The sequence below is a fragment of the Tabrizicola sp. TH137 genome (genome assembly GCF_002855575.1).
Taxonomy (GTDB): Bacteria; Pseudomonadota; Alphaproteobacteria; order Rhodobacterales; family Rhodobacteraceae; genus Paragemmobacter.
The window spans coordinates 552,928-570,281 of record NZ_PKRQ01000001.1; the positions used below are offsets into that span (position 1 = coordinate 552,928).

General features: G+C 66.1%; 21 protein-coding genes. 10 read left to right on the plus strand and 11 right to left on the minus strand.

All coding sequences use genetic code 11. From position 1 onward, the window contains the following. Positions 1-119 precede the first annotated feature (119 nt). The 4 genes from C0V75_RS02770 (at position 120) to sucD (ending at position 4,469) form a co-directional block, all read left to right on the plus strand. The gene (locus C0V75_RS02770) at positions 120-1,340 is read left to right on the plus strand and encodes an alanine--glyoxylate aminotransferase family protein (protein ID WP_101919356.1); all 1,221 of its coding nucleotides are present in this window, start codon (positions 120-122) and stop codon (positions 1,338-1,340) included. Between the two features lie 15 nt (positions 1,341-1,355). Then, positions 1,356-2,294, plus strand: a complete 939-nt coding sequence (locus C0V75_RS02775) for a CoA ester lyase (protein ID WP_101919357.1) — start codon at positions 1,356-1,358, stop codon at positions 2,292-2,294. A 90-nt stretch (positions 2,295-2,384) separates the two neighbouring features. Continuing rightward, positions 2,385-3,557: a malate--CoA ligase subunit beta gene (locus C0V75_RS02780; protein WP_101919358.1), complete on the plus strand. Its 1,173-nt coding sequence runs from the start codon at positions 2,385-2,387 to the stop codon at positions 3,555-3,557. A gap of 12 nt (positions 3,558-3,569) precedes the next feature. Next, positions 3,570-4,469 carry a succinate--CoA ligase subunit alpha gene (sucD, locus tag C0V75_RS02785; protein WP_101919359.1) on the plus strand — a complete coding sequence of 300 codons (900 nt, stop codon included), beginning with the start codon at positions 3,570-3,572 and terminating at the stop codon, positions 4,467-4,469. 124 nt (positions 4,470-4,593) lie between these two features. On the opposite strand, the gene C0V75_RS02790 is transcribed toward sucD, so the two are convergent. From C0V75_RS02790 to C0V75_RS02810, 5 genes are all read right to left on the minus strand, one after another. Further along, positions 4,594-4,908: a multidrug efflux SMR transporter gene (locus C0V75_RS02790; RefSeq protein ID WP_101919360.1), complete on the minus strand. Its 315-nt coding sequence runs from the start codon at positions 4,906-4,908 to the stop codon at positions 4,594-4,596. Beyond that, complete coding sequence (locus tag C0V75_RS02795; protein WP_101919361.1) at positions 4,905-5,864, minus strand: acetyl-CoA carboxylase carboxyltransferase subunit alpha; 960 nt, start codon at positions 5,862-5,864, stop codon at positions 4,905-4,907. The genes C0V75_RS02790 and C0V75_RS02795 overlap by 4 nt, the downstream gene beginning before the upstream one ends. A gap of 78 nt (positions 5,865-5,942) precedes the next feature. Continuing rightward, complete coding sequence (locus tag C0V75_RS02800; protein WP_101919362.1) at positions 5,943-6,377, minus strand: hypothetical protein; 435 nt, start codon at positions 6,375-6,377, stop codon at positions 5,943-5,945. Continuing rightward, on the minus strand, positions 6,377-6,862 hold the full coding sequence (locus C0V75_RS02805) for an SRPBCC family protein (protein WP_101919363.1): 486 nt from the start codon (positions 6,860-6,862) through the stop codon (positions 6,377-6,379). The genes C0V75_RS02800 and C0V75_RS02805 overlap by 1 nt, the downstream gene beginning before the upstream one ends. 293 nt (positions 6,863-7,155) lie before the next feature. After that, the gene (locus C0V75_RS02810; protein ID WP_101919879.1) at positions 7,156-8,112 is read right to left on the minus strand and encodes an L-malyl-CoA/beta-methylmalyl-CoA lyase; all 957 of its coding nucleotides are present in this window, start codon (positions 8,110-8,112) and stop codon (positions 7,156-7,158) included. A gap of 142 nt (positions 8,113-8,254) precedes the next feature. Between C0V75_RS02810 and dgcA the strand changes: the two genes are divergently transcribed. After that, positions 8,255-9,217, plus strand: coding sequence for an N-acetyl-D-Glu racemase DgcA (gene dgcA / locus C0V75_RS02815; protein ID WP_101919364.1), 963 nt, complete (start codon positions 8,255-8,257; stop codon positions 9,215-9,217). Between the two features lie 121 nt (positions 9,218-9,338). Here dgcA and C0V75_RS02820 read toward each other — a convergent pair whose 3' ends face one another. Then, positions 9,339-9,734, minus strand: coding sequence for a PIN domain-containing protein (locus C0V75_RS02820; protein ID WP_101919365.1), 396 nt, complete (start codon positions 9,732-9,734; stop codon positions 9,339-9,341). Next, complete coding sequence (locus C0V75_RS02825; RefSeq protein ID WP_101919366.1) at positions 9,724-9,951, minus strand: AbrB/MazE/SpoVT family DNA-binding domain-containing protein; 228 nt, start codon at positions 9,949-9,951, stop codon at positions 9,724-9,726. Before C0V75_RS02825 ends, C0V75_RS02820 begins: the two co-directional genes overlap by 11 nt. 160 nt (positions 9,952-10,111) lie before the next feature. On the opposite strand from C0V75_RS02825, the gene C0V75_RS02830 reads away from it, so the two are divergent. After that, complete coding sequence (locus C0V75_RS02830; protein WP_101919367.1) at positions 10,112-10,972, plus strand: D-amino-acid transaminase; 861 nt, start codon at positions 10,112-10,114, stop codon at positions 10,970-10,972. A gap of 33 nt (positions 10,973-11,005) precedes the next feature. Here the strand turns inward: C0V75_RS02830 and C0V75_RS02835 are convergent, their stop codons facing one another. The 4 genes from C0V75_RS02835 to C0V75_RS02850 form a co-directional block, all read right to left on the minus strand. Continuing rightward, on the minus strand, positions 11,006-12,280 hold the full coding sequence (locus C0V75_RS02835) for a calcium-binding protein (RefSeq protein WP_101919368.1): 1,275 nt from the start codon (positions 12,278-12,280) through the stop codon (positions 11,006-11,008). Positions 12,281-12,488: 208 nt separating this feature from the next. Beyond that, the gene (locus tag C0V75_RS02840; protein ID WP_101919369.1) at positions 12,489-13,559 is read right to left on the minus strand and encodes a calcium-binding protein; all 1,071 of its coding nucleotides are present in this window, start codon (positions 13,557-13,559) and stop codon (positions 12,489-12,491) included. Between the two features lie 90 nt (positions 13,560-13,649). Continuing rightward, positions 13,650-13,949: a DUF1244 domain-containing protein gene (locus tag C0V75_RS02845; protein ID WP_216821403.1), complete on the minus strand. Its 300-nt coding sequence runs from the start codon at positions 13,947-13,949 to the stop codon at positions 13,650-13,652. Between the two features lie 137 nt (positions 13,950-14,086). Next, positions 14,087-14,821, minus strand: a complete 735-nt coding sequence (locus C0V75_RS02850; RefSeq protein WP_101919371.1) for an N-formylglutamate amidohydrolase — start codon at positions 14,819-14,821, stop codon at positions 14,087-14,089. 141 nt (positions 14,822-14,962) lie between these two features. Here C0V75_RS02850 and pyk point away from each other — a divergent pair, with 141 nt between their 5' ends. From pyk to rpmI, 4 genes are all read left to right on the plus strand, one after another. Then, positions 14,963-16,411: a pyruvate kinase gene (gene pyk, locus C0V75_RS02855; protein ID WP_101919372.1), complete on the plus strand. Its 1,449-nt coding sequence runs from the start codon at positions 14,963-14,965 to the stop codon at positions 16,409-16,411. A gap of 67 nt (positions 16,412-16,478) precedes the next feature. Continuing rightward, positions 16,479-16,703, plus strand: coding sequence for a hypothetical protein (locus C0V75_RS02860; RefSeq protein ID WP_101919373.1), 225 nt, complete (start codon positions 16,479-16,481; stop codon positions 16,701-16,703). 86 nt (positions 16,704-16,789) lie between these two features. Beyond that, positions 16,790-17,014, plus strand: a complete 225-nt coding sequence (locus tag C0V75_RS02865; protein ID WP_101919374.1) for a hypothetical protein — start codon at positions 16,790-16,792, stop codon at positions 17,012-17,014. A gap of 127 nt (positions 17,015-17,141) precedes the next feature. Further along, a complete protein-coding gene (gene rpmI / locus C0V75_RS02870) occupies positions 17,142-17,342 on the plus strand; it encodes a 50S ribosomal protein L35 (protein ID WP_101919880.1) in 201 nt (66 codons plus the stop codon). Positions 17,343-17,354 lie beyond the last annotated feature (12 nt).

The following is a 17,354-nucleotide window of genomic DNA, read 5'->3' on the forward strand; positions in this document are numbered from 1 at the left end:
AAATTACAAGCTTTGTAAATTCTCGCATTCACAGCAGAACCCGCTTTCGGTTTGCCTGAATCGCAGGCAGTGGCATCTGTCCTTCCAACAGAACAGCCGATGCAAGCGGGAGGATCACCATGAAGACCGGAACCCAGCACCTTTACATCCCCGGCCCGACCAATGTGCCGGAGTCGGTGCGTCAGGCGATGATCGTCCCGATGCAGGACCACCGCGCCCCGGATTTCGGCGACCTGACGCTGAACCTCTTCGCTGACATGAAAAAGGTTTTCAAAACCGAAACCGGCACCGTGATGATGTTCCCCGGATCGGGCACCGGCTGCTGGGAAGCGGCGATCACCAATACCCTGAACCCCGGCGACAAGGTGCTGATGGCGCGGCACGGGCAATTCTCGCTGCTCTGGGCCGATATGGCGGTCAAGCTGGGCCTTGATGTGGAAATCGTCGATCTGGCCTGGGGCGCGGGCTGCCCGGCGAATGAATTCGCCCGCATCCTGGGCAATGACCGGCATGGCAAGATCAAGGCCGTCTTCGTCACCCATAACGAAACCGCCACCGGCGTCACCTCGGATGTGGCGCAGGTCCGCCGCGCGCTGGACGAATCCTTCCACGATGCGCTGCTCTTTGTGGATGGCGTGTCCTCCATCGGCTCCATCGACTTCCGCATGGATGAATGGGGCGTGGACCTTGCCGTGACCGGCAGCCAGAAGGGATTCATGCTGCCCGCAGGGCTTGGCATGATCGGCGTCTCGGCCAAGGCGATGGCGATGGCCGAAACCGCCAAGATGCGCCGCGCCTATTTCGACTTCGCCGACATGGCCCGCGTCAACGCCACCGGCTATTTCCCCTACACCCCGCCCGTCCCGCTGTTCCACGGCCTGCGCAAATCGCTGGACCGGATGCTGGACGAAGGCATGGAAAACATCTTCGCCCGTCACCGGCGCCTGGCGACCGGTGTCCGCAACGCCGTTGCCGCCTGGGGGATGGAGCTGTGCGCCGAACACCCCTCGCTCTACTCCGACACGGTCAGCGCGATCCGCGTGCCGCAGGGGGTGGATGCGCGCGACGTGATCCGCATCGCCTATGACCGCTACAACTGCTCTTTCGGCGCAGGCCTCGGCCCGCTGAACGGCAAGGTCTTCCGCATCGGCCATCTGGGCGACCTGAACGAAGGCATGTGCCTCTCGGCCATCTCCATCGCCGAACTGTGCCTTGCCGCCGCCGGGGCGCAGATCCGCTTTGGATCGGGCGTTGCCGCCGCGCAGGAAGTCTATGCCGAACCCGTCGCCCGCGCGGTGCAGCGCAGCGCCCGCAGCGCAAGCCGCATCGCCGCCGAATAACCACCTGAGGAAATCATGTCCCACACTTTGTACCCGCTGCGGCGTCAACGCCTGCAGCGCTCGGAACTCGCTGTCCCGGCCTCCAACCCGACGATGATCGACAAGGCCGCCCAAGGCCCCGCCGATTATGTCTTCCTTGATCTGGAAGACGCCGTTGCTCCCCCGGAAAAGGAACAGGCCCGCAAGAACGCGATCCAGGCCCTGAATGACATCGACTGGGCCGCCAAGGGCAAGACCGTTTCGGTCCGCATCAACGGGCTGGATACACATTACATGTATCGTGACGTGGTCGATGTGATGGAACAGGCGGGCAGCCGCGTGCATACGCTCCTCGTGCCCAAGGTCGGCGTGCGCGATGACCTTTACATGGTCGAGGCGATGGTCAACCAGATCGAACAGGCCAAGGGCTATACCACCCGCGTGGGGCTGGAGGCGCTGATCGAAACCGCGCTCGGCATGGCCAATGTCGAAAGCATCGCGCAATTCGGCGGCCGGCTTGAGGCGCTGCATTTCGGCGTGGCCGACTATGCCGCCTCGATGCGCGCCCGCACCACGAATATCGGCGGTCTGAACCCGCATTATCCGGGCGATCAGTGGCACGCCGCCATCAGCCGCATGGTCATCGCCTGCCGCGCCTATGGCCTGCGCGCCATCGACGGCCCCTTCGGCGATTTCTCCGATCCCGAAGGCTACAAGGAAGGGGCACGCCGTGCCGCAGCCCTGGGCTGCGAAGGCAAATGGGCCATCCATCCGTCGCAGGTTGCCATGGCAAACGAGGTCTTCAGCCCGACCGAGGCCGAGGTCACCAAGGCGCAGCGCATCATCGAGGAACTGAAGATCGCGGAATCCCAGGGCAAGGGCGCGGCCAGCCTCGACGGCAAGATGATCGACGCGGCATCGGAAAAGATGGCGCGCAACGTTCTGGTGATCGCCGAGGCCATCGCCGGGAAGTGACCCAAGCCGGAGGATGGGCCAATGGCCCATCCTACAGGCCCGTAGGATGGGCGATCCGCCCATCCCCGCTCAAAGAGGGAGGAATACCGAATGGACATTCATGAATATCAGGCCAAGGAAATCCTCGCCCGCTTCGGCGTGCCCGTCCCGCGCGGCGGCCTGGCCTACAGCCCCGAACAGGCGGGCTATCGCGCCCGCGAACTGGGTGGCAATGCCTGGGTCGTCAAGGCGCAGATCCATTCCGGCGGCCGTGGCGCGGCGGGCGGGGTGAAACTCTGCCGGTCTGAAACCGAGGTGCAGGAATTCGCCGCCACCCTCTTCGGCAAGCAGCTTGTCACCAAGCAGACCGATGCCAATGGCAAGGGCGTCTATCGCCTCTGGGTCGAAGGCGCATCGGACATCAAGCAGGAACTTTACCTCGGCTTCGTCCTCGACCGGAAATCCGAACGCATCATGATCGTCGCCTCCGCCCATGGCGGGATGGAGATTGAGGATCTCGCCGAAAGCGACCCCAACAGCCTGCGCCGCATGACGATCGACCCGGCGGTGGGCCTGTCGGAGTTCCAGGCGCGCGAACTGGCCTTCCAGCTTGGCCTGAAGGGCGGCCAGATCGCCCAGATGGTCAACATCCTCAAGGCCTGCTACCGCGCCTACCGCGATCTCGACGCCATGATGGTGGAGATCAATCCGCTCGTCATCACCGGCGCGGGCGACCTTGTCGCGCTTGACGCCAAGATGTCCTTCGACACCAATGCCCTCTTCCGCCGCCCGGAAATCGCGGAACTCCGCGACCGCAGCCAGGAAGACCCGCGCGAAAGCACGGCGGGCGACCACGGCCTCGCCTATGTCGGCCTTGATGGCGATATCGGCTGCATCATCAACGGTGCGGGCCTCGCGATGGCCACGATGGACATGATCAAACTCGCCGGGGGGGAGCCTGCAAACTTCCTCGATATCGGCGGGGGGGCCAGCCCGGAGCGGGTGGTGCGGGCTTTCCGCACCGTGCTGGCCGACCGTAACGTCAGCGTCATCCTCGTGAACATCTTCGCCGGCATCAACCGCTGCGACTGGGTCGCGCAAGGCGTGGTGCTGGCCTATCGCGAGCTTGGGCTGACCCTGCCCGTCGTCGTCCGCCTTGCAGGAACGAATGTCGAGGAAGGTCGCCGCATCATTGATGAATCCGGCCTGCCGCTGATCACTGCCGACACGCTGGAAGACGCCGCCCGCAAGGCCGTCGCCACGCGCCAGAAACTCGCCGCGTAAGGGGGAAACGCCATGGCCATTCTCATCACCGAAAAGACCCGCGTCATCGTGCAGGGCATGTCCGGCCGCATCGGCCAGTTCCATGCCGAAGACATGATCAAGCACGGCACCAATGTCGTCGGCGGCGTGACCCCCGGCAAGGGCGGCGAACGCCTGCTGGACCGCCCGCTCTTCAACACCGTGCGCGAGGCGGTGGAGGCGACGGGGGCCGAAGCCTCCCTCGTCTTCGTGCCCCCGCCCTTCGCGGCGGATGCGATCATGGAGGCCGCGGATGCCGGCATCAAGACCGCCGTCTGCGTGACCGACGGCATCCCGTCGCAGGACATGATGAAGGTGAAGCGTTTCCTGAAACGCTATCCCGCCGACCGCAAGATGCGCCTCGTCGGCCCCAACTGCGCGGGCATCATCTCGCCCGGCAAGGGCTTCATGGGCATCATGCCGCCGCATATCTACATGCCGGGCCGCGTGGGCATCGTCGGTCGCTCCGGCACGCTGGGCTATGAGGCGGCCTCGCAGATGAAGGCGCTGGGCATCGGCGTCTCCACCTCGGTCGGCATCGGCGGCGACCCGATCAACGGGTCTTCCTTCCGCGACATCCTCGAACTGTTCGAGGCGGATCCGGAAACCGATGCCGTGATGATGATCGGCGAAATCGGTGGCCCGCAAGAGGCCGAGGCCGCGATCTATGCCCGCGATCACATGACGAAACCCGTCGTTGCCTATATCGCCGGTCTCTCCGCCCCCAAGGGCCGCAAGATGGGCCATGCCGGGGCGATCATCTCGGCCTTCGGCGAAAGCGCGCAGGAAAAGGTGGAAATCCTCTCCGCCGCCGGCATCACCATCGCGCCGAACCCCTCCGCGATGGGCGAAACCATGTCCCGCGTGCTCAGCACCCGCCGCGCGGCGGCCTGAGGCAGCGGTTCAGAAAAGCAAGGGGCGGTCCGGTTGTCCGCCCCTTCTTCTTTGCCCTCGGCTTCATCTTGGCCCAAATACTCCGGGGTCCGGGGCAGCGCCCCGGGGGTTCCACCCCACGCCGTCAGGCGAATTTCAGCGCGATGATCCCCGCGATGATCAGCAGCACGCCCACCACCCGCATCAGATTGACCGGGTCCCCGAACAGGAAGACCGACAGGATCGCCGTCCCCACCGCGCCGATCCCCACCCAGACGGCATAGGCCGTGCCGACCGGCAGGTCCTTCATCGCGATGGACAGAAGCCAGAAGGAGGCCGCCGCCCCGATCACCGTCAGGATCGACGGGATCGGCTTGGTGAACCCGTCGGAATATTTCAGGCCCAGCGCCCAGCCGGTTTCCAGCAAGCCCGCGATCAGGACGATCAGCCAGGCATTCATGCGGCCAGCCCTTTCGACCCCATATCCACGAATTTCGCGCGGCGTTCCTTGATCAGGCTGTCGGGCTTCTTCCCCGCCAGTTCCTTCAGCATCGCCTCGATGCCCTTGCCCACGGCTTCGATGGTTTCCTTCCGGCCCCGCTGTGCGCCGCCCAGCGGTTCCTTGATGATGCGGTCGATCACGCCCAGCTTTTGCAGATCCTGCGCCGTCAGGCGCAGCGCCTCGGCCGCCTCGCGCATCTTCTCGGCATCCTTCCACAGGATGGAGGCGCAGCCTTCCGGCGAGATCACCGAATAAACGGAATGTTCCAGCATCGCCACGCGATTGGCCGTGGCAAAGGCCACCGCCCCGCCCGACCCGCCCTCTCCGATCACCACGGAAATCAGCGGCACGCCGATCTCCAGGCATTTCTGCGTGGACCGGGCAATCGCCTCGGCCTGCCCCCGCTCTTCCGCGCCCTTGCCCGGATAGGCGCCGGGCGTATCGACCAGCGTCACCACCGGCAGGCGGAACCGGTCCGCCATATCCATCAGGCGGATCGCCTTGCGGTATCCTTCCGGCCGCGCCATGCCGAAATTCCGCTCGATGCGCGACTTGGTGTCGTTGCCCTTCTCATGCCCGATCACCACGACCGGCTGATCATTGAACCGCGCCACGCCGCCCATCACCGCATGGTCATCGGCAAAGTTCCGGTCCCCCGCCAGCGAGGTGAATTCGGTGAACAGAGCGTCGATGTAATCCTTGCAATGCGGCCGGTCCGGGTGCCGCGCCACCTGGCATTTCCGCCAGGGCGTCAGGTCCTTGTAGAGGTCCTTGAGCAGCGCCTCCGCCTTGCGGTCCAGCGCCTCGGCCTCCTTGGTCACATCCATCCCAGAATTGCCCCGCGCCATGGCGCGCAGCTCTTCCGCCTTGCCCTCGATCTCGGCCAGCGGCTTTTCGAATTCCAGATAGTTCATCGGACAGTCTCCAGACGGATCGCCCCTATATGGCCAGAGGCGGGGCAAGATGCAACTCGCCCGCGCCTGCGCCCGGCCCTATCCCGCCGCCTGCCCCTGATCCAGCGCGATCAGATGCGCCACATGGTCCGGCCCGCAGGAGAGTTTCTTGGCCACCTTGCTGTCGGGCGTCACCACCCGCCAGAAGGGCACCACCTGATCCAGCGACTTGCCCTCGGCCAGATCGGTCAGCGCCACCTCGGCCACCACGCGCAGATAGATGGCCGTCGTCACCGGGCACATCGCATTGGCCCCCGCCTTGCGCGCCAATTCGTTGCGCAGCCGGTCCATCGTCCGCGTTTCGCCCTGCGGGATACGGGCGAGGTAGTTGGCAATCTCGCCGGGCGAGGAAATCAGCATCGTGTTCCCCGCCTTCACCCCCGCGAAATCGGCATGCAGCATCACCACATGCGGGTCCTTCGCCGCGCCAAAGCGTTTGCGCCAATCGGTCGGTTTCTTCTTCTTCTCCGTCATCACATACCCTCCACACGCGACTTCAGCGCCGCAAGATAAGTAGTGGCAAAAGCCTCCGGATCAAAGAAGAGCCGCGCCAGAATCCGGCCCAGCGGTGAAGGCACCTCTGCCCGTTCCACCACCGAAATCCGTGTGCCGTCCCCGTCCGGCACCAGCACCGCCTCCCATGTCCCCGAATAGCCGGCATCCGAGGCAAAGCGCAGGCGGATGCGCGCCTCGCCCATCTCCTCCGCCACGAAGGATATCCGCTCCCCCCGCGCCGTCACCTCGGTCCAGCCGTCGCCCGTCCGCTCCACCGCCGCGATGCCCGCGCGCCAGGCGGCCTGCGCCTCCACATCGGCGATCACCGCCACGATCTGCGCGGGCGGCGCCGCAATCACCACCTCTGCCCGTCCCTCCCGCGTGGCGGGCAAAAGCCATCCCACAAGAAACACCAGCCCCGCCAGTAGCAGCAGCGCGACACATATCCAGACCAGAAACCGCATGACATCCTCCGCATGACACCGGACCCTGCGCTAGCAAAGGATCGGGGCCTGCCGAAGTATCTCGATTTTTCTTGTTTGAGGTCAGGGACTTACGCCAAATCCGCACCCCGGAAACAGCAGCGCCCCGTGGGGTTGCCACGGGGCGTGCGTCCTCCCCTTTGCTGCGCGGGGCCTCCTCTCCCCGTGGGTCGCAGCGCGGGTAATCTTTTCAAAGCGCCCGAATTTAACGCTTCGGTTACAAAAGCCTGCCCGCTGGACAGGCGACCTGTCAACGATTCATTGCTTACCTTGCGTCAACCGGCGATCAATTCTGCCTGCCGGACAATGACTTCGGCCTGCTTGATGCTGGCGATGTCCACCAGACGGCCCTTATAGACCGTCGCACCCTCGCCCCGCGCCTTGGCGGCTTCCATCGCGTCCAGAATTTCCCGCGCCTCGGCCACCGCCTGTTCCGACGGGGTGAAGACCTCATTCGCCAGCGTCACCTGTTTCGGGTGGATCGCCCATTTCCCCACCATGCCCAGCGTGGCCGACCGCCGCGCCTGCGCGCGGAAGCCTTCATCATCGCTGAAATCGCCGAAAGGCCCGTCCACCGGCAGGATGCCATGGGTGCGGCAGGCCGCCACGATGGCCGCCTGCGCCCAATGCCACGGGTCCGACCAATGCTTCGCACCCTCGCGCAGCATGTAATAGTTTTCCTGCGTCCCGCCGATGCCCGTTGTCTGCATCCCCATGCTGGCCGCGAAATCCGCCGCCCCCAGCGACATCGCCTGCAAGCGCGGGCTGGCCTTGGCGATGTCCTCCACATGGGAAATGCCCGCCGCCGATTCGATAATGACCTCGAAGGCGATCGGCTTTGTCCGCCCCATCGCGCGTTCCACCGCCGTCACCAGCGCATCGACGGCATAGATATCCTCGGCGCAGCCCACCTTGGGGATCATGATCTGATCCAGCCGCGCGCCGCCCTTTTCCAGCAGGTCCACCACATCGCGATACCACCACGGCGTATCCAGCCCGTTGATCCGCACCGAAAGCGTCTTGCGCCCCCAATCCACGGCCGAGATGGCCTCGATGATGTTCTCGCGCGCCTGGGCCTTGTCCGACGGCGCAACCGAATCCTCCAGATCGAGGTTGATCACATCCGCCTCGCTCGCCGCCATCTTGGCAAAGATCGCGGGCCGCGATCCGGGGCCGAACAGTTGGCAACGGTTCGGGCGGGCGGGGGCGGGGGGTTGCAGGCGGAAGCTCATGGTCGTCTCGTAAGGAAATTTCGGATCAGGCTGCTTCAGGGTTATATTCTTGCGCTGCGCTGCGCAAGCGCCATTTCGCAGGTGCAGCATGACTTGACAGCGCACCCCCGCTCCCGCCCCCTCCGGCCAAAGGGAGTGCCCCATGATCACCGCCACGCTCGACACCTTCCCCCTTGCCCGCGCCTTCACCATCTCGCGCGGGTCCAAGACCGAGGCGCGGGTGGTCACCGTCACCGTCACACGGGGCGGCATCACCGGGCGCGGCGAATCCGTCCCCTATGCCCGCTATGGCGAAACGTCTGACTCCGTGCTGGCCCAGATCGCCAGCCTGCCCGAAGGCATCACCCGTGCCGCGCTGCAAGAGGCGCTGCCCCCCGGCGCGGCGCGCAACGCCGTGGATTGCGCGCTCTGGGATTGGGAGGCGAAATCGCAGGGCAGCCGTGTCTGGCACCTCGCGGGCCTGCCCGCACCCCGCCCCCGCATCACCGCCTTTACCCTGTCACTCGACACGCCCGATGCCATGCGCGCCCAAGCGCAAGAGAATGCCCACCGCCCGGTGCTGAAGATCAAGCTCGGCACCCCCGACGACATGCCAAGGCTGGAGGCCGTGCGCGAGGGCGCGCCCAGCTCCACCATCCTCATCGACGCCAACGAAGGCTGGACACCCGAGATCTACACCGACCTCGCCCCCCACCTCCTCCGCCTTGGCGTGGCACTGGTGGAACAGCCGCTCCCCGCCGGGGCCGATGACCTGCTGGCAGAGATCCCCCACCCCATCCCCATCTGCGCCGATGAATCCGCCCATGACCGCCGCAGCCTGCCCGCGCTGCGCGGCAAATACGACATGGTCAACCTGAAGCTCGACAAGACCGGCGGGCTGACCGAAGCGCTGCTCATGGTGCAAGAGTCCCGCACGGCGGGCTTGCCCCTGATGGTCGGCTGCATGGTCGGCACCTCGCTCGCCATGGCCCCGGCGATCCTGCCCGCGCAAGGGGCCACCTTCACCGATCTGGACGGCCCCCTCCTGCTGGCCCGCGACCGTGAACCCGCGCTACGCTATGATGACGAAGGGGTGCATCCACCAGAAGCGGCGCTGTGGGGATAAGCAGACCAATTGAGACCCAGATCAGACCCCACCCCAAGCTTGATCCGGGGCCTCCACCTGCGCCTTGCAGGTTCCGGGGCAGGCCGGGGACCGGCTCGACAGGTCACGGTTGGCCCGCGTGTCACGCAAACGGATTGACCACCCGCAGCACCCCCTCCACGACCAGCCCATCCTGCATGTCTTCCGAAAGCACCCGATCACAGCCTGCAACCAGCGCCGCCGCGACGATCATCGAATCATAGACGGACAAACCGTATCGCGCCGCCACTGCCCGCCCGGCATCATGGACCTCGACCGTCAGGTCCAGGACCGGACACAGACGCCTGATCCCGGCCAGAAACTCTCCTGCCTCTGCCAAGTCCATGCCTGCCTTGCGCACACAGTTCACCAGCACCTCGTTCAGCACCTGAACACTGATCGTGCCACCTGCCGCCAGCACGGCCTCTGCCCTATCCGCCTTCGGCCCGTCATCCAGCAGGTAGAGGATCACATTGCTGTCGATGAAGTCACCGCCCATTGGCGTCGTCGCGGCTCAGACGATCCCCCGCAGCCAGCCGCCCGCGAAACCGCCGCAGCCCTGCCAGAACCTCCTCTGGCCGCGCCTCGCGCTGCACGGCGAAACCACCCGCCTCAGGGCGCAGCGAAACCTCGTCACCCTCGCGCAAACCCAGTTCACGCACCAGTTCCGCAGGCAGCCGCACCGCCAGCGAATTCCCCCATTTCGCAACCTGCATGACCACCTCCGCGCCTTTGGATATACATTTTAAATGTATATCATTACTCTGGTATCGGCAATATCTGCCCTTCACCTGCCGGACAGGTGCCCACTTCCCCCTTGACCCCCGCCCCCCTTGCGCCCAAACCCCACCCATCCACTCGCGCAGGGAGAGCCCCATGACCCGCACCGTCTATGTCAACGGCACCTACCTGCCCGAGGATCAGGCCACCGTCTCGGTCTTCGACCGGGGCTTCCTGATGGCGGATGGGGTCTATGAGGTGACCTCCGTCCTTGATGGCAAGCTCATTGATTTCGACGGCCACACCCGCCGCCTGCATCGCAGCCTGTCGGAACTGGAGATGCAGGCCCCCTGCTCTGACGATGACCTACTGGAGATGCACCGCGAACTCGTGCGGAGGAACGGCATCGACCAGGGGATGATCTACCTTCAGGTGACGCGCGGCAATCCCGGCGACAGGTCCTTCCTCTTTCCCGACGGGTCGGTGAAACCCACCATCGTCGCCTTTACCCAAGCCATCCCCACCCTCGCCGATGCCCCCGCCGCAAAGACCGGCTTCAAGGTCATCTCGGTGCCCGACATCCGCTGGGGCCGCCGCGACATCAAGACGGTGCAGCTTCTCTACCCCTCCATGGCCAAGATGATGGCCAAGAAGGCCGGGGTGGATGATTCCTGGATGGTTGAGGATGGCCATGTCACCGAAGGCACCTCGAACAACGCCTATATCATCAAGGGCAACCGAATCATCACGCGGCAGCTTTCGAACGACATCCTGCATGGCATCACCCGCACCGCCGTCCTCCGCTTTGCCGCCGAGGCGCAGTTCGAGGTGGAGGAACGCCCCTTCACGGTGGAAGAGGTGAAGCAGGCCGACGAGGCCTTCGCCACCGCCGCCACGATCTTTGTCATGCCCGTGGTGGAAATCGACGGCGCGCAGATCGGTGCCGGGAAACCCGGCCCCGTCACCGCCCGCCTGCGCGAGCTTTACATCGAAGAGATGCGCAAGGCGGCGGTCTGACCGCCGCCGCACCGCTGCCCGGCCCCAGCTTCCCTAGGCCCCGACGTTCCAGCGGCCGAAGGTGAACTGCACGCCCTGCACGGCGGTCAGGGTCTGGCCTTCCAGCCGCAGCCCCACCTCGCCATCCAGCCGCACCAGCACCGCGCCATCCGCCTGTTCCAGCGTCAGGACGGGCCGCGTCGCCCCGGTATAGCGGATGTCGATCACATCCTGTGCCGGGTCGAAATCCGTCACCACCATGTTCTCGGCATCGACGGCGACAAGCTGATCTGCCCCCGCGCCCAAAGTCACGCGATCCGCGCCATCCACCCGCAGGATATCGTTCCCCGCCCCGCCTTCCAGCGTATCCGTCCCCGTCGCCGTGCCCGGCGCGCCCTGCCGGTTGGTGCCATATAGCACGTCGTCGCCATCCCCGCCGCTCAGGCTGTCATTCTCCGCCCCGCCCAGCAGCGTGTCATTCCCGGCCCCGCCCAGAATCGTGTCGAGGCCCGCCCCGCCTTCCACGCTGTCATCGCCGAACCCGGCATCCAGCGTGTCATTCCCCGCCCCGCCGAACAGGTCATCCGCGCCAAGATCGCCAAACAGCCCGTCACCGCCCGCCCCGCCGGTCAGGGTGTCATCGCCATCCCCGCCGCGCCCGACCATCGCGCCCGTATCATCGGACCCGTCCAGCACGTCATTGCCAGCGCCAAGGAAGAAGGCATCCACCGCGGCATCGCCCACCGCCTTAACCCGATCCGCGCCATCGCCGCCAAAGACCGTATCCACTCCGGCCCCGTCACCGATCGCATCATCGCCCGCGCCGCCCTGCAACAGGTCATTGCCCGCGCCCCCGGCCAGCACGTCATTTCCCTCGCCCCCGCTCAGCGCATCTTCGCCAAAGCCGCCAAAGAGCGTATCCGCCCCCAGCCCGCCCGTCAGCGAGTCATCGCCCAGCTTGCCCATCAGCAGGTCATTGCCGCTGCCGCCAATGCCGATATCGGCCCCGACGCCGCCGAAGATGCGGTCATTGTCCGCACCGCCCTGAAGCCAGTCATCCCCGCCATAGCCAAGGATCGTGTCATCGCCCGTCTGGCCAAAGATCGTATCCGCCCGCACCGTGCCGCCAAGGAACTGGGCATCTGCCGCCGCCGTGACATCCGCCGTCCGCAGCGTCGCCGCATCGGCCTCTGTGGCCGAGACTGTGGCCTGATCGGCCATGTCCCCTGCGGCATCGGAAAGATCCGACCCATCTGCCTCGTCATCCCCATCGCCGCCCATCAGCGACATCAGGGGAAGACCGGCCAGCAACAGCAACAACGCACTCATGACAAAACCTCGGCAAGGGAAACGGAACCACGGCGAAAGGCTAAGGGCGCTGCCTTGATTCGGCCAAGATTCTTTTGATTTCGCGGGGTATTGTTAGGGAATTGGAAACAACTCCCGCGCCTGCGGCATACGCCCCCCCCGATTCGTGGACAATGGCCTGTCAGGGCCTGTCAGCGCGGCATCCGGGGCCTGCCCATCCCGCGCCGCCCTAGCCGGCCCGCCGCACCAGCAGGAAATCATCCCGCAGCACCTGCGCCAGCGCCACGCCCTCGATCCGCAACAGGGCCGTTTCCGACAGGGCGGCCGGGTCGCTGTCCACCAGGCTGACCAGCGTATCCGCCCCGGCCGCGTCAAAGCGCAGGCTCAGACTGGACAGGTCGTCCCAGCCCGCAATCTCCACCACCACGCGGTCCAGCCCCGGAACGTAATCCGACAGCACGGCCTGCGCCGCCGCCCAATCCGCCAGCGGTGTTTCGGCCACCACCAGATCAATGCGGTCCGCCTCTTCGCCCGCCGCCAGCCAGTCGCCCGCCCCGGCGATCAGCCGGTCCTCGCCCGCGCCGCCGATCAGGCTGTCCGCCCCCGTCCCTCCGGTGATCATGTCGTTCCCCGCCCCGCCATCCAGCCGGTCCGCGCCTGCGCCACCCTCCAGCACATCCGCCCCGGCCCCGCCCAGAATGACATCATCCCCGCCATCGCCGCAAAGCGTGTCTGCACCCGCCCCGCCGATCAGCCGGTCCGCCCCGGCCCCGCCGCGGCCCAGCACCCCGGCCAGCGCCGCCGAACCGTCCAGCCAGTCGTCGCCCTCCTCCAGAAACACCTCGTCGCCGGCCAGTTCCGGCCAGATCGTCACCAGATCATCCCCCGCCCCGCCGAAGAGGCTGTCCGCGCCCGCGCCGCCGGTCATCGAATCATTCCCGGCACCGCCCAACAGCCGGTCCGCCCCCGCGCCCCCGCCCATCATGTCATGGCCCGTGCCGCCCAGCAGCAGGTCATCGCCCTCGCCACCCCAGATGGTATCGGCCCCCGGACCGCCCAGAACCGTATCGGCCCCGGCCCCGCCCAGCAGCAGGTCATCCCCGCCCAGACCGCTGATTTCGTCATTGCCGCCCCGACCATGCAGGGAATCGGCGGCCTCGGTGCCTGACAGGATATCGTCCCCGCCAACGGGCAGAGTTTCAGGATCGGGCGATTGCGGGTTCGCCTCCATGTAGGATTGCCAGGTCATCGCCCCTAGGATCAGGGGCATGCCCAGCGAATAGAAAAGAAGTTCCAGCACCGCAGAGCATCCCGGTTTCCCGGAAACCGTTACGGCATCCGTCGCCCGCCTTTGAGCGGCCCGCCCCCCGGCACCGACCTTCGGCCAGGGTCACCCATGCGTCTTGAAGGCCTCGGTGAAGGCGGCCTTCTGCGCCTCGCTCGCCTCGGCCTGATGCAGCGCCTTCCAGTCGTCATAGGGCATGCCATAGACCAGCGTCTTGGCCTCTTCCTTGCCCAGCGCCACGCCCGCCTCTTCCGCCGCCTCGGCCATCCAGCGGCTGAGGCAGTTGCGGCAGAACCCGGCAAGGTTCATCAGGTCGATGTTCTGCACATCCGTCCGCGCGCGCAGATGATCGCGCAGCCGCCGATAGGCGGCGGCTTCCAGCGCCTGCATTGTCGCGTCGTCGATATCCGCCATGGCTCGTTCCTCCGTTTTCCCATAGGTAGGACCTCCGGTCCCAAGCAACCAGCCCCGCCATGCGCCGGTGCGTGCCAAGCACGCACCCTACCGCCGCCCGTAGGGTGCGTGCTTGGCACGCACCACGCCTAGTCCACCCGCGCCAGCGCCCGCTGCAACAGCGGCGCCAGCCGCGCGCCCCATTCCGCCTGCGCCTCGGGCGTCGCGATCAGATCGTTCCGCACCTCGACCAGCGTATTCTGCCGCCCCCAGCGCAGCGCGTGCCGGTCGATCGCATCACCGGGCAGATGGCCCGAATAGGGCTCGTTATCCCCCACGCAGAGATCGGCCTCCTCGCGCAGCACCCCGATCAGCGCGCGGCTCAGCCGTTCATCCAGATGCGAATGCAGCACCCCCACATGCCAGGGCCGGGGCGCGCGCCCCTTCAGGCAGGGCGTGAAGGAATGCACCGCCACGATCACCACATCCGGCCGCCGCCCCGCCAGCCGCGCCAGCGCCGCGTGATAGGGGCGATACAGCCGCTCCAGCCGCTCTTCCACGCCACCCGCGCCAATATGCCGGTTCGCCGGGATGATCGTGCCGTCATAGAGTTTCATCACCAGCGTCGGGTCATCCTCGCCCCGGTTCGGGTCGATCACCAGGCGGCTGAAATCCGACAGCACCACCGGGCTGTCCAGCGCTTCGCCCAGCGCCTCCGCCACCCCCGCCGCGCCGATGTCATAGGCGATATGGCGGCCCATATCCGCCGGCCCGATCCCCAGATCGCCCCCCGCCACCCAATCCGGCACCCGGTTCGTCGCATGGTCGCAGGTGACCAGCCAGCGCCCGGGCCGCCCTTCACCGATGATCCGATAGGCACTCACCCCCGCCGACCCCCTGCCACCTTCATCACTTCGTCATTTATTCTGACGAATAGGAAACCGCCAGTTGCGGCAGGCCCCCGATTGCGCCATAACCCGCCTCGGCCCACGACAAAATGAAGAACTGCATAAGGAACGAGGCATATGAGACGCCTTCGGAACGTCAAGATCGTGGCCACTCTCGGACCGGCCTCCAGCGATTACGCAACCATCCGCGCCCTGTTCGAGGCGGGCGCCGACGTGTTCCGCCTGAACATGTCCCACGGCACGCATGACGATATCCGCGCGCGCCATGTCATCATCCGCCAGGTGGAGGCCGATACCGGCCGCCCCATCGCCATTCTGGCCGATCTTCAGGGGCCGAAGCTGCGCGTCGGCACCTTTGCCAATCCGGCGGGCGAGGACCTGGCCGAAGGCGCCGCCTTCCGCATGGACCTTGACCCCACGCCGGGCGACGCGACCCGCGTGCAGCTCCCGCATCCCGAGATTTTCGCCGCGCTCGAACCCGGTGCCTCGCTGCTGGTCAATGACGGCAAGATCCGCCTGCGCGTCGATACCTGCGGCAAGGATTTCGCCAATTGCACCGTCACCGTGGGCGGCACCATCTCCAACCGCAAGGGCGTGAACGTCCCCGACGTCGTGCTGCCGGTGGCCGCGCTTTCGGACAAGGACCGCAAGGATCTGGAGTTCGCCTGCGAACTGGGCGTGGACTGGCTCGCCCTCTCCTTCGTGCAGCGCCCCGAGGATGTGATCGAGGCGAAGGATCTGGCCAAGGGCCGCGCGCTGGTTCTGTCCAAGATCGAAAAGCCGGCGGCGGTAAAGGCCTATGACGCCATTCTTGAAGTGTCCGACGGCATCATGGTGGCCCGTGGCGATCTGGGCGTCGAACTGCCCGTCCATTCCGTGCCGCCGATCCAGAAGAAACTGGTGCGCGGCGCGCGGGCGGCGGCGAAACCCGTGATCGTTGCCACCCAGATGCTGGAATCGATGATCGAATCGCCCATGCCCACGCGGGCCGAGGTGTCGGACGTCGCCACCGCTATCTATGAGGGCGCCGATGCGGTGATGCTGTCGGCCGAATCCGCCGCCGGGAAGTACCCGGTCGAGGCCGTCACCACGATGAACAACGTGGCGATCAGCGTCGAAGGCGATGCCGTCTATCGCCAGATCATCGAGGCCAGCCGCCACGTCAACCGCACCTCGGTCGCCGATGGCATCGTCGCCGCCGCGCGCGAGATTGCGGAAAGCGCCGACATCAAGGCGATCTGCTGCTTCTCGCAATCCGGCACCACCGTCGCCCTCGTCGCCCGCGAACGGCCCCGCGTGCCGATAATCGCGCTGACGCCGCTGATGGAAACCGCCCGCCGCATGTCGCTCACCTGGGGGGCGCATTGCGTCATCACGGAAGAGCAGGACCGTTTCAAGGGTGCCGTCATCTCGGCCGTCCGCGCCGCCCGGACCTATGGCTTCGCCACCGAGAAGGATCAGATCGTGCTGACCGCAGGCGTGCCCTTCAACGTGCAGGGCACGACCAACATCCTGCGCGTGGCGCCCTGCGACGAAAGATTGATTTATCGGGTCGATCCCGAATAACCTTCCCTTGCGTCAAGGCAAATCGGGCCCGCCGACGCGCGGGCCCGTCGTCATTCCGGGGTGCCGCATGTCCACCAGCAGTGATCTTTCCCTCGTCATCGGCATCCTCTTCCTCGCGCTCTCCATCCCCTCGCTGCTGAACGCCTGGTCGGAAAACCGCAGCCCCCGCTTTGGCGGCCTGCTCTGCATCACGGGCCTCGTTCTCATCGTCCTCGCCGCATCAAAGCAGACCTACACGCCGAACGAGGTTCCCGACGTCTTCCTGCGCGTCTTCAGCCGCTTCTTCGGCTGATCCCGGCAGGGCGGACGGGCAGGCTTGATCCGGCAGGGCACCCGTGGCCTACTGCGGCGCGGGGATCGGTTGGGTGCAGGTGCGGGATGGATTACGATCTTTTGCTGATCGTCGGGCTGGGCCTCGTCATGCTGGCGCTGCCATCGCTCTTTTCCGCGCTGATCGAGGATCGGCCTCCCGTCGCGGCGGGCATCGGCCTTGTCCTTGGCAGCGGGCTCGCGGGCTGGGCCGTCCTGTCGGGCGAGCGCGGCTTTGACCCGCGCGCCCTGCCTGATGTCCTCTTCACCGTGATCGGCCGCTACATCCTCTAGCTCCGCCGCACTGCACGCTTTTCCCCTTGCACCCTGCCCCTGCCCCGCCTATACGGCGCGTCTTGCGATACCCGCGCGGCCGGCCAATGTGGCATGCCGAGTCGCGCCTGCAACCACGGAGATGGAAATGCCCAAGATGAAGACCAAATCGGCGGCGAAGAAGCGGTTCAGCTTCACGGCCTCCGGTCGGGTGAAGGCCGGCGTCGCCGGCAAGCGCCACGGCATGATCAAGCGTACGACGAAATTCATCCGCGATGCATCGGGCACCATGCTGCTCTGCGAAAGCGATGCGAAGATCGTCAAGAAATACATGCCCTACGACCGGTAAGGAGAGCACCAG

Excerpts from the sequence above, each read along its gene's own strand:
- C0V75_RS02790 (WP_101919360.1), bottom strand. The coding sequence starts at position 4,908 with ATGAATGCCTGGCTGATCGTCCTGATCGCGGGCTTGCTGGAAACCGGC.
- C0V75_RS02805 (WP_101919363.1), bottom strand. The coding sequence starts at position 6,862 with ATGCGGTTTCTGGTCTGGATATGTGTCGCGCTGCTGCTACTGGCGGGG.
- dgcA (WP_101919364.1), top strand. The coding sequence starts at position 8,255 with ATGATCACCGCCACGCTCGACACCTTCCCCCTTGCCCGCGCCTTCACC.
- C0V75_RS02775 (WP_101919357.1), top strand. The coding sequence starts at position 1,356 with ATGTCCCACACTTTGTACCCGCTGCGGCGTCAACGCCTGCAGCGCTCG.
- C0V75_RS02825 (WP_101919366.1), bottom strand. The coding sequence starts at position 9,951 with ATGCAGGTTGCGAAATGGGGGAATTCGCTGGCGGTGCGGCTGCCTGCG.
- rpmI (WP_101919880.1), top strand. The coding sequence starts at position 17,142 with ATGCCCAAGATGAAGACCAAATCGGCGGCGAAGAAGCGGTTCAGCTTC.
- sucD (WP_101919359.1), top strand. The coding sequence starts at position 3,570 with ATGGCCATTCTCATCACCGAAAAGACCCGCGTCATCGTGCAGGGCATG.
- C0V75_RS02820 (WP_101919365.1), bottom strand. The coding sequence starts at position 9,734 with ATGGGCGGTGACTTCATCGACAGCAATGTGATCCTCTACCTGCTGGAT.
- C0V75_RS02800 (WP_101919362.1), bottom strand. The coding sequence starts at position 6,377 with ATGACGGAGAAGAAGAAGAAACCGACCGATTGGCGCAAACGCTTTGGC.
- C0V75_RS02865 (WP_101919374.1), top strand. The coding sequence starts at position 16,790 with ATGGATTACGATCTTTTGCTGATCGTCGGGCTGGGCCTCGTCATGCTG.
- pyk (WP_101919372.1), top strand. The coding sequence starts at position 14,963 with ATGAGACGCCTTCGGAACGTCAAGATCGTGGCCACTCTCGGACCGGCC.
- C0V75_RS02780 (WP_101919358.1), top strand. The coding sequence starts at position 2,385 with ATGGACATTCATGAATATCAGGCCAAGGAAATCCTCGCCCGCTTCGGC.
- C0V75_RS02860 (WP_101919373.1), top strand. The coding sequence starts at position 16,479 with ATGTCCACCAGCAGTGATCTTTCCCTCGTCATCGGCATCCTCTTCCTC.
- C0V75_RS02810 (WP_101919879.1), bottom strand. The coding sequence starts at position 8,112 with ATGAGCTTCCGCCTGCAACCCCCCGCCCCCGCCCGCCCGAACCGTTGC.
- C0V75_RS02835 (WP_101919368.1), bottom strand. The coding sequence starts at position 12,280 with ATGAGTGCGTTGTTGCTGTTGCTGGCCGGTCTTCCCCTGATGTCGCTG.
- C0V75_RS02770 (WP_101919356.1), top strand. The coding sequence starts at position 120 with ATGAAGACCGGAACCCAGCACCTTTACATCCCCGGCCCGACCAATGTG.
- C0V75_RS02830 (WP_101919367.1), top strand. The coding sequence starts at position 10,112 with ATGACCCGCACCGTCTATGTCAACGGCACCTACCTGCCCGAGGATCAG.
- C0V75_RS02795 (WP_101919361.1), bottom strand. The coding sequence starts at position 5,864 with ATGAACTATCTGGAATTCGAAAAGCCGCTGGCCGAGATCGAGGGCAAG.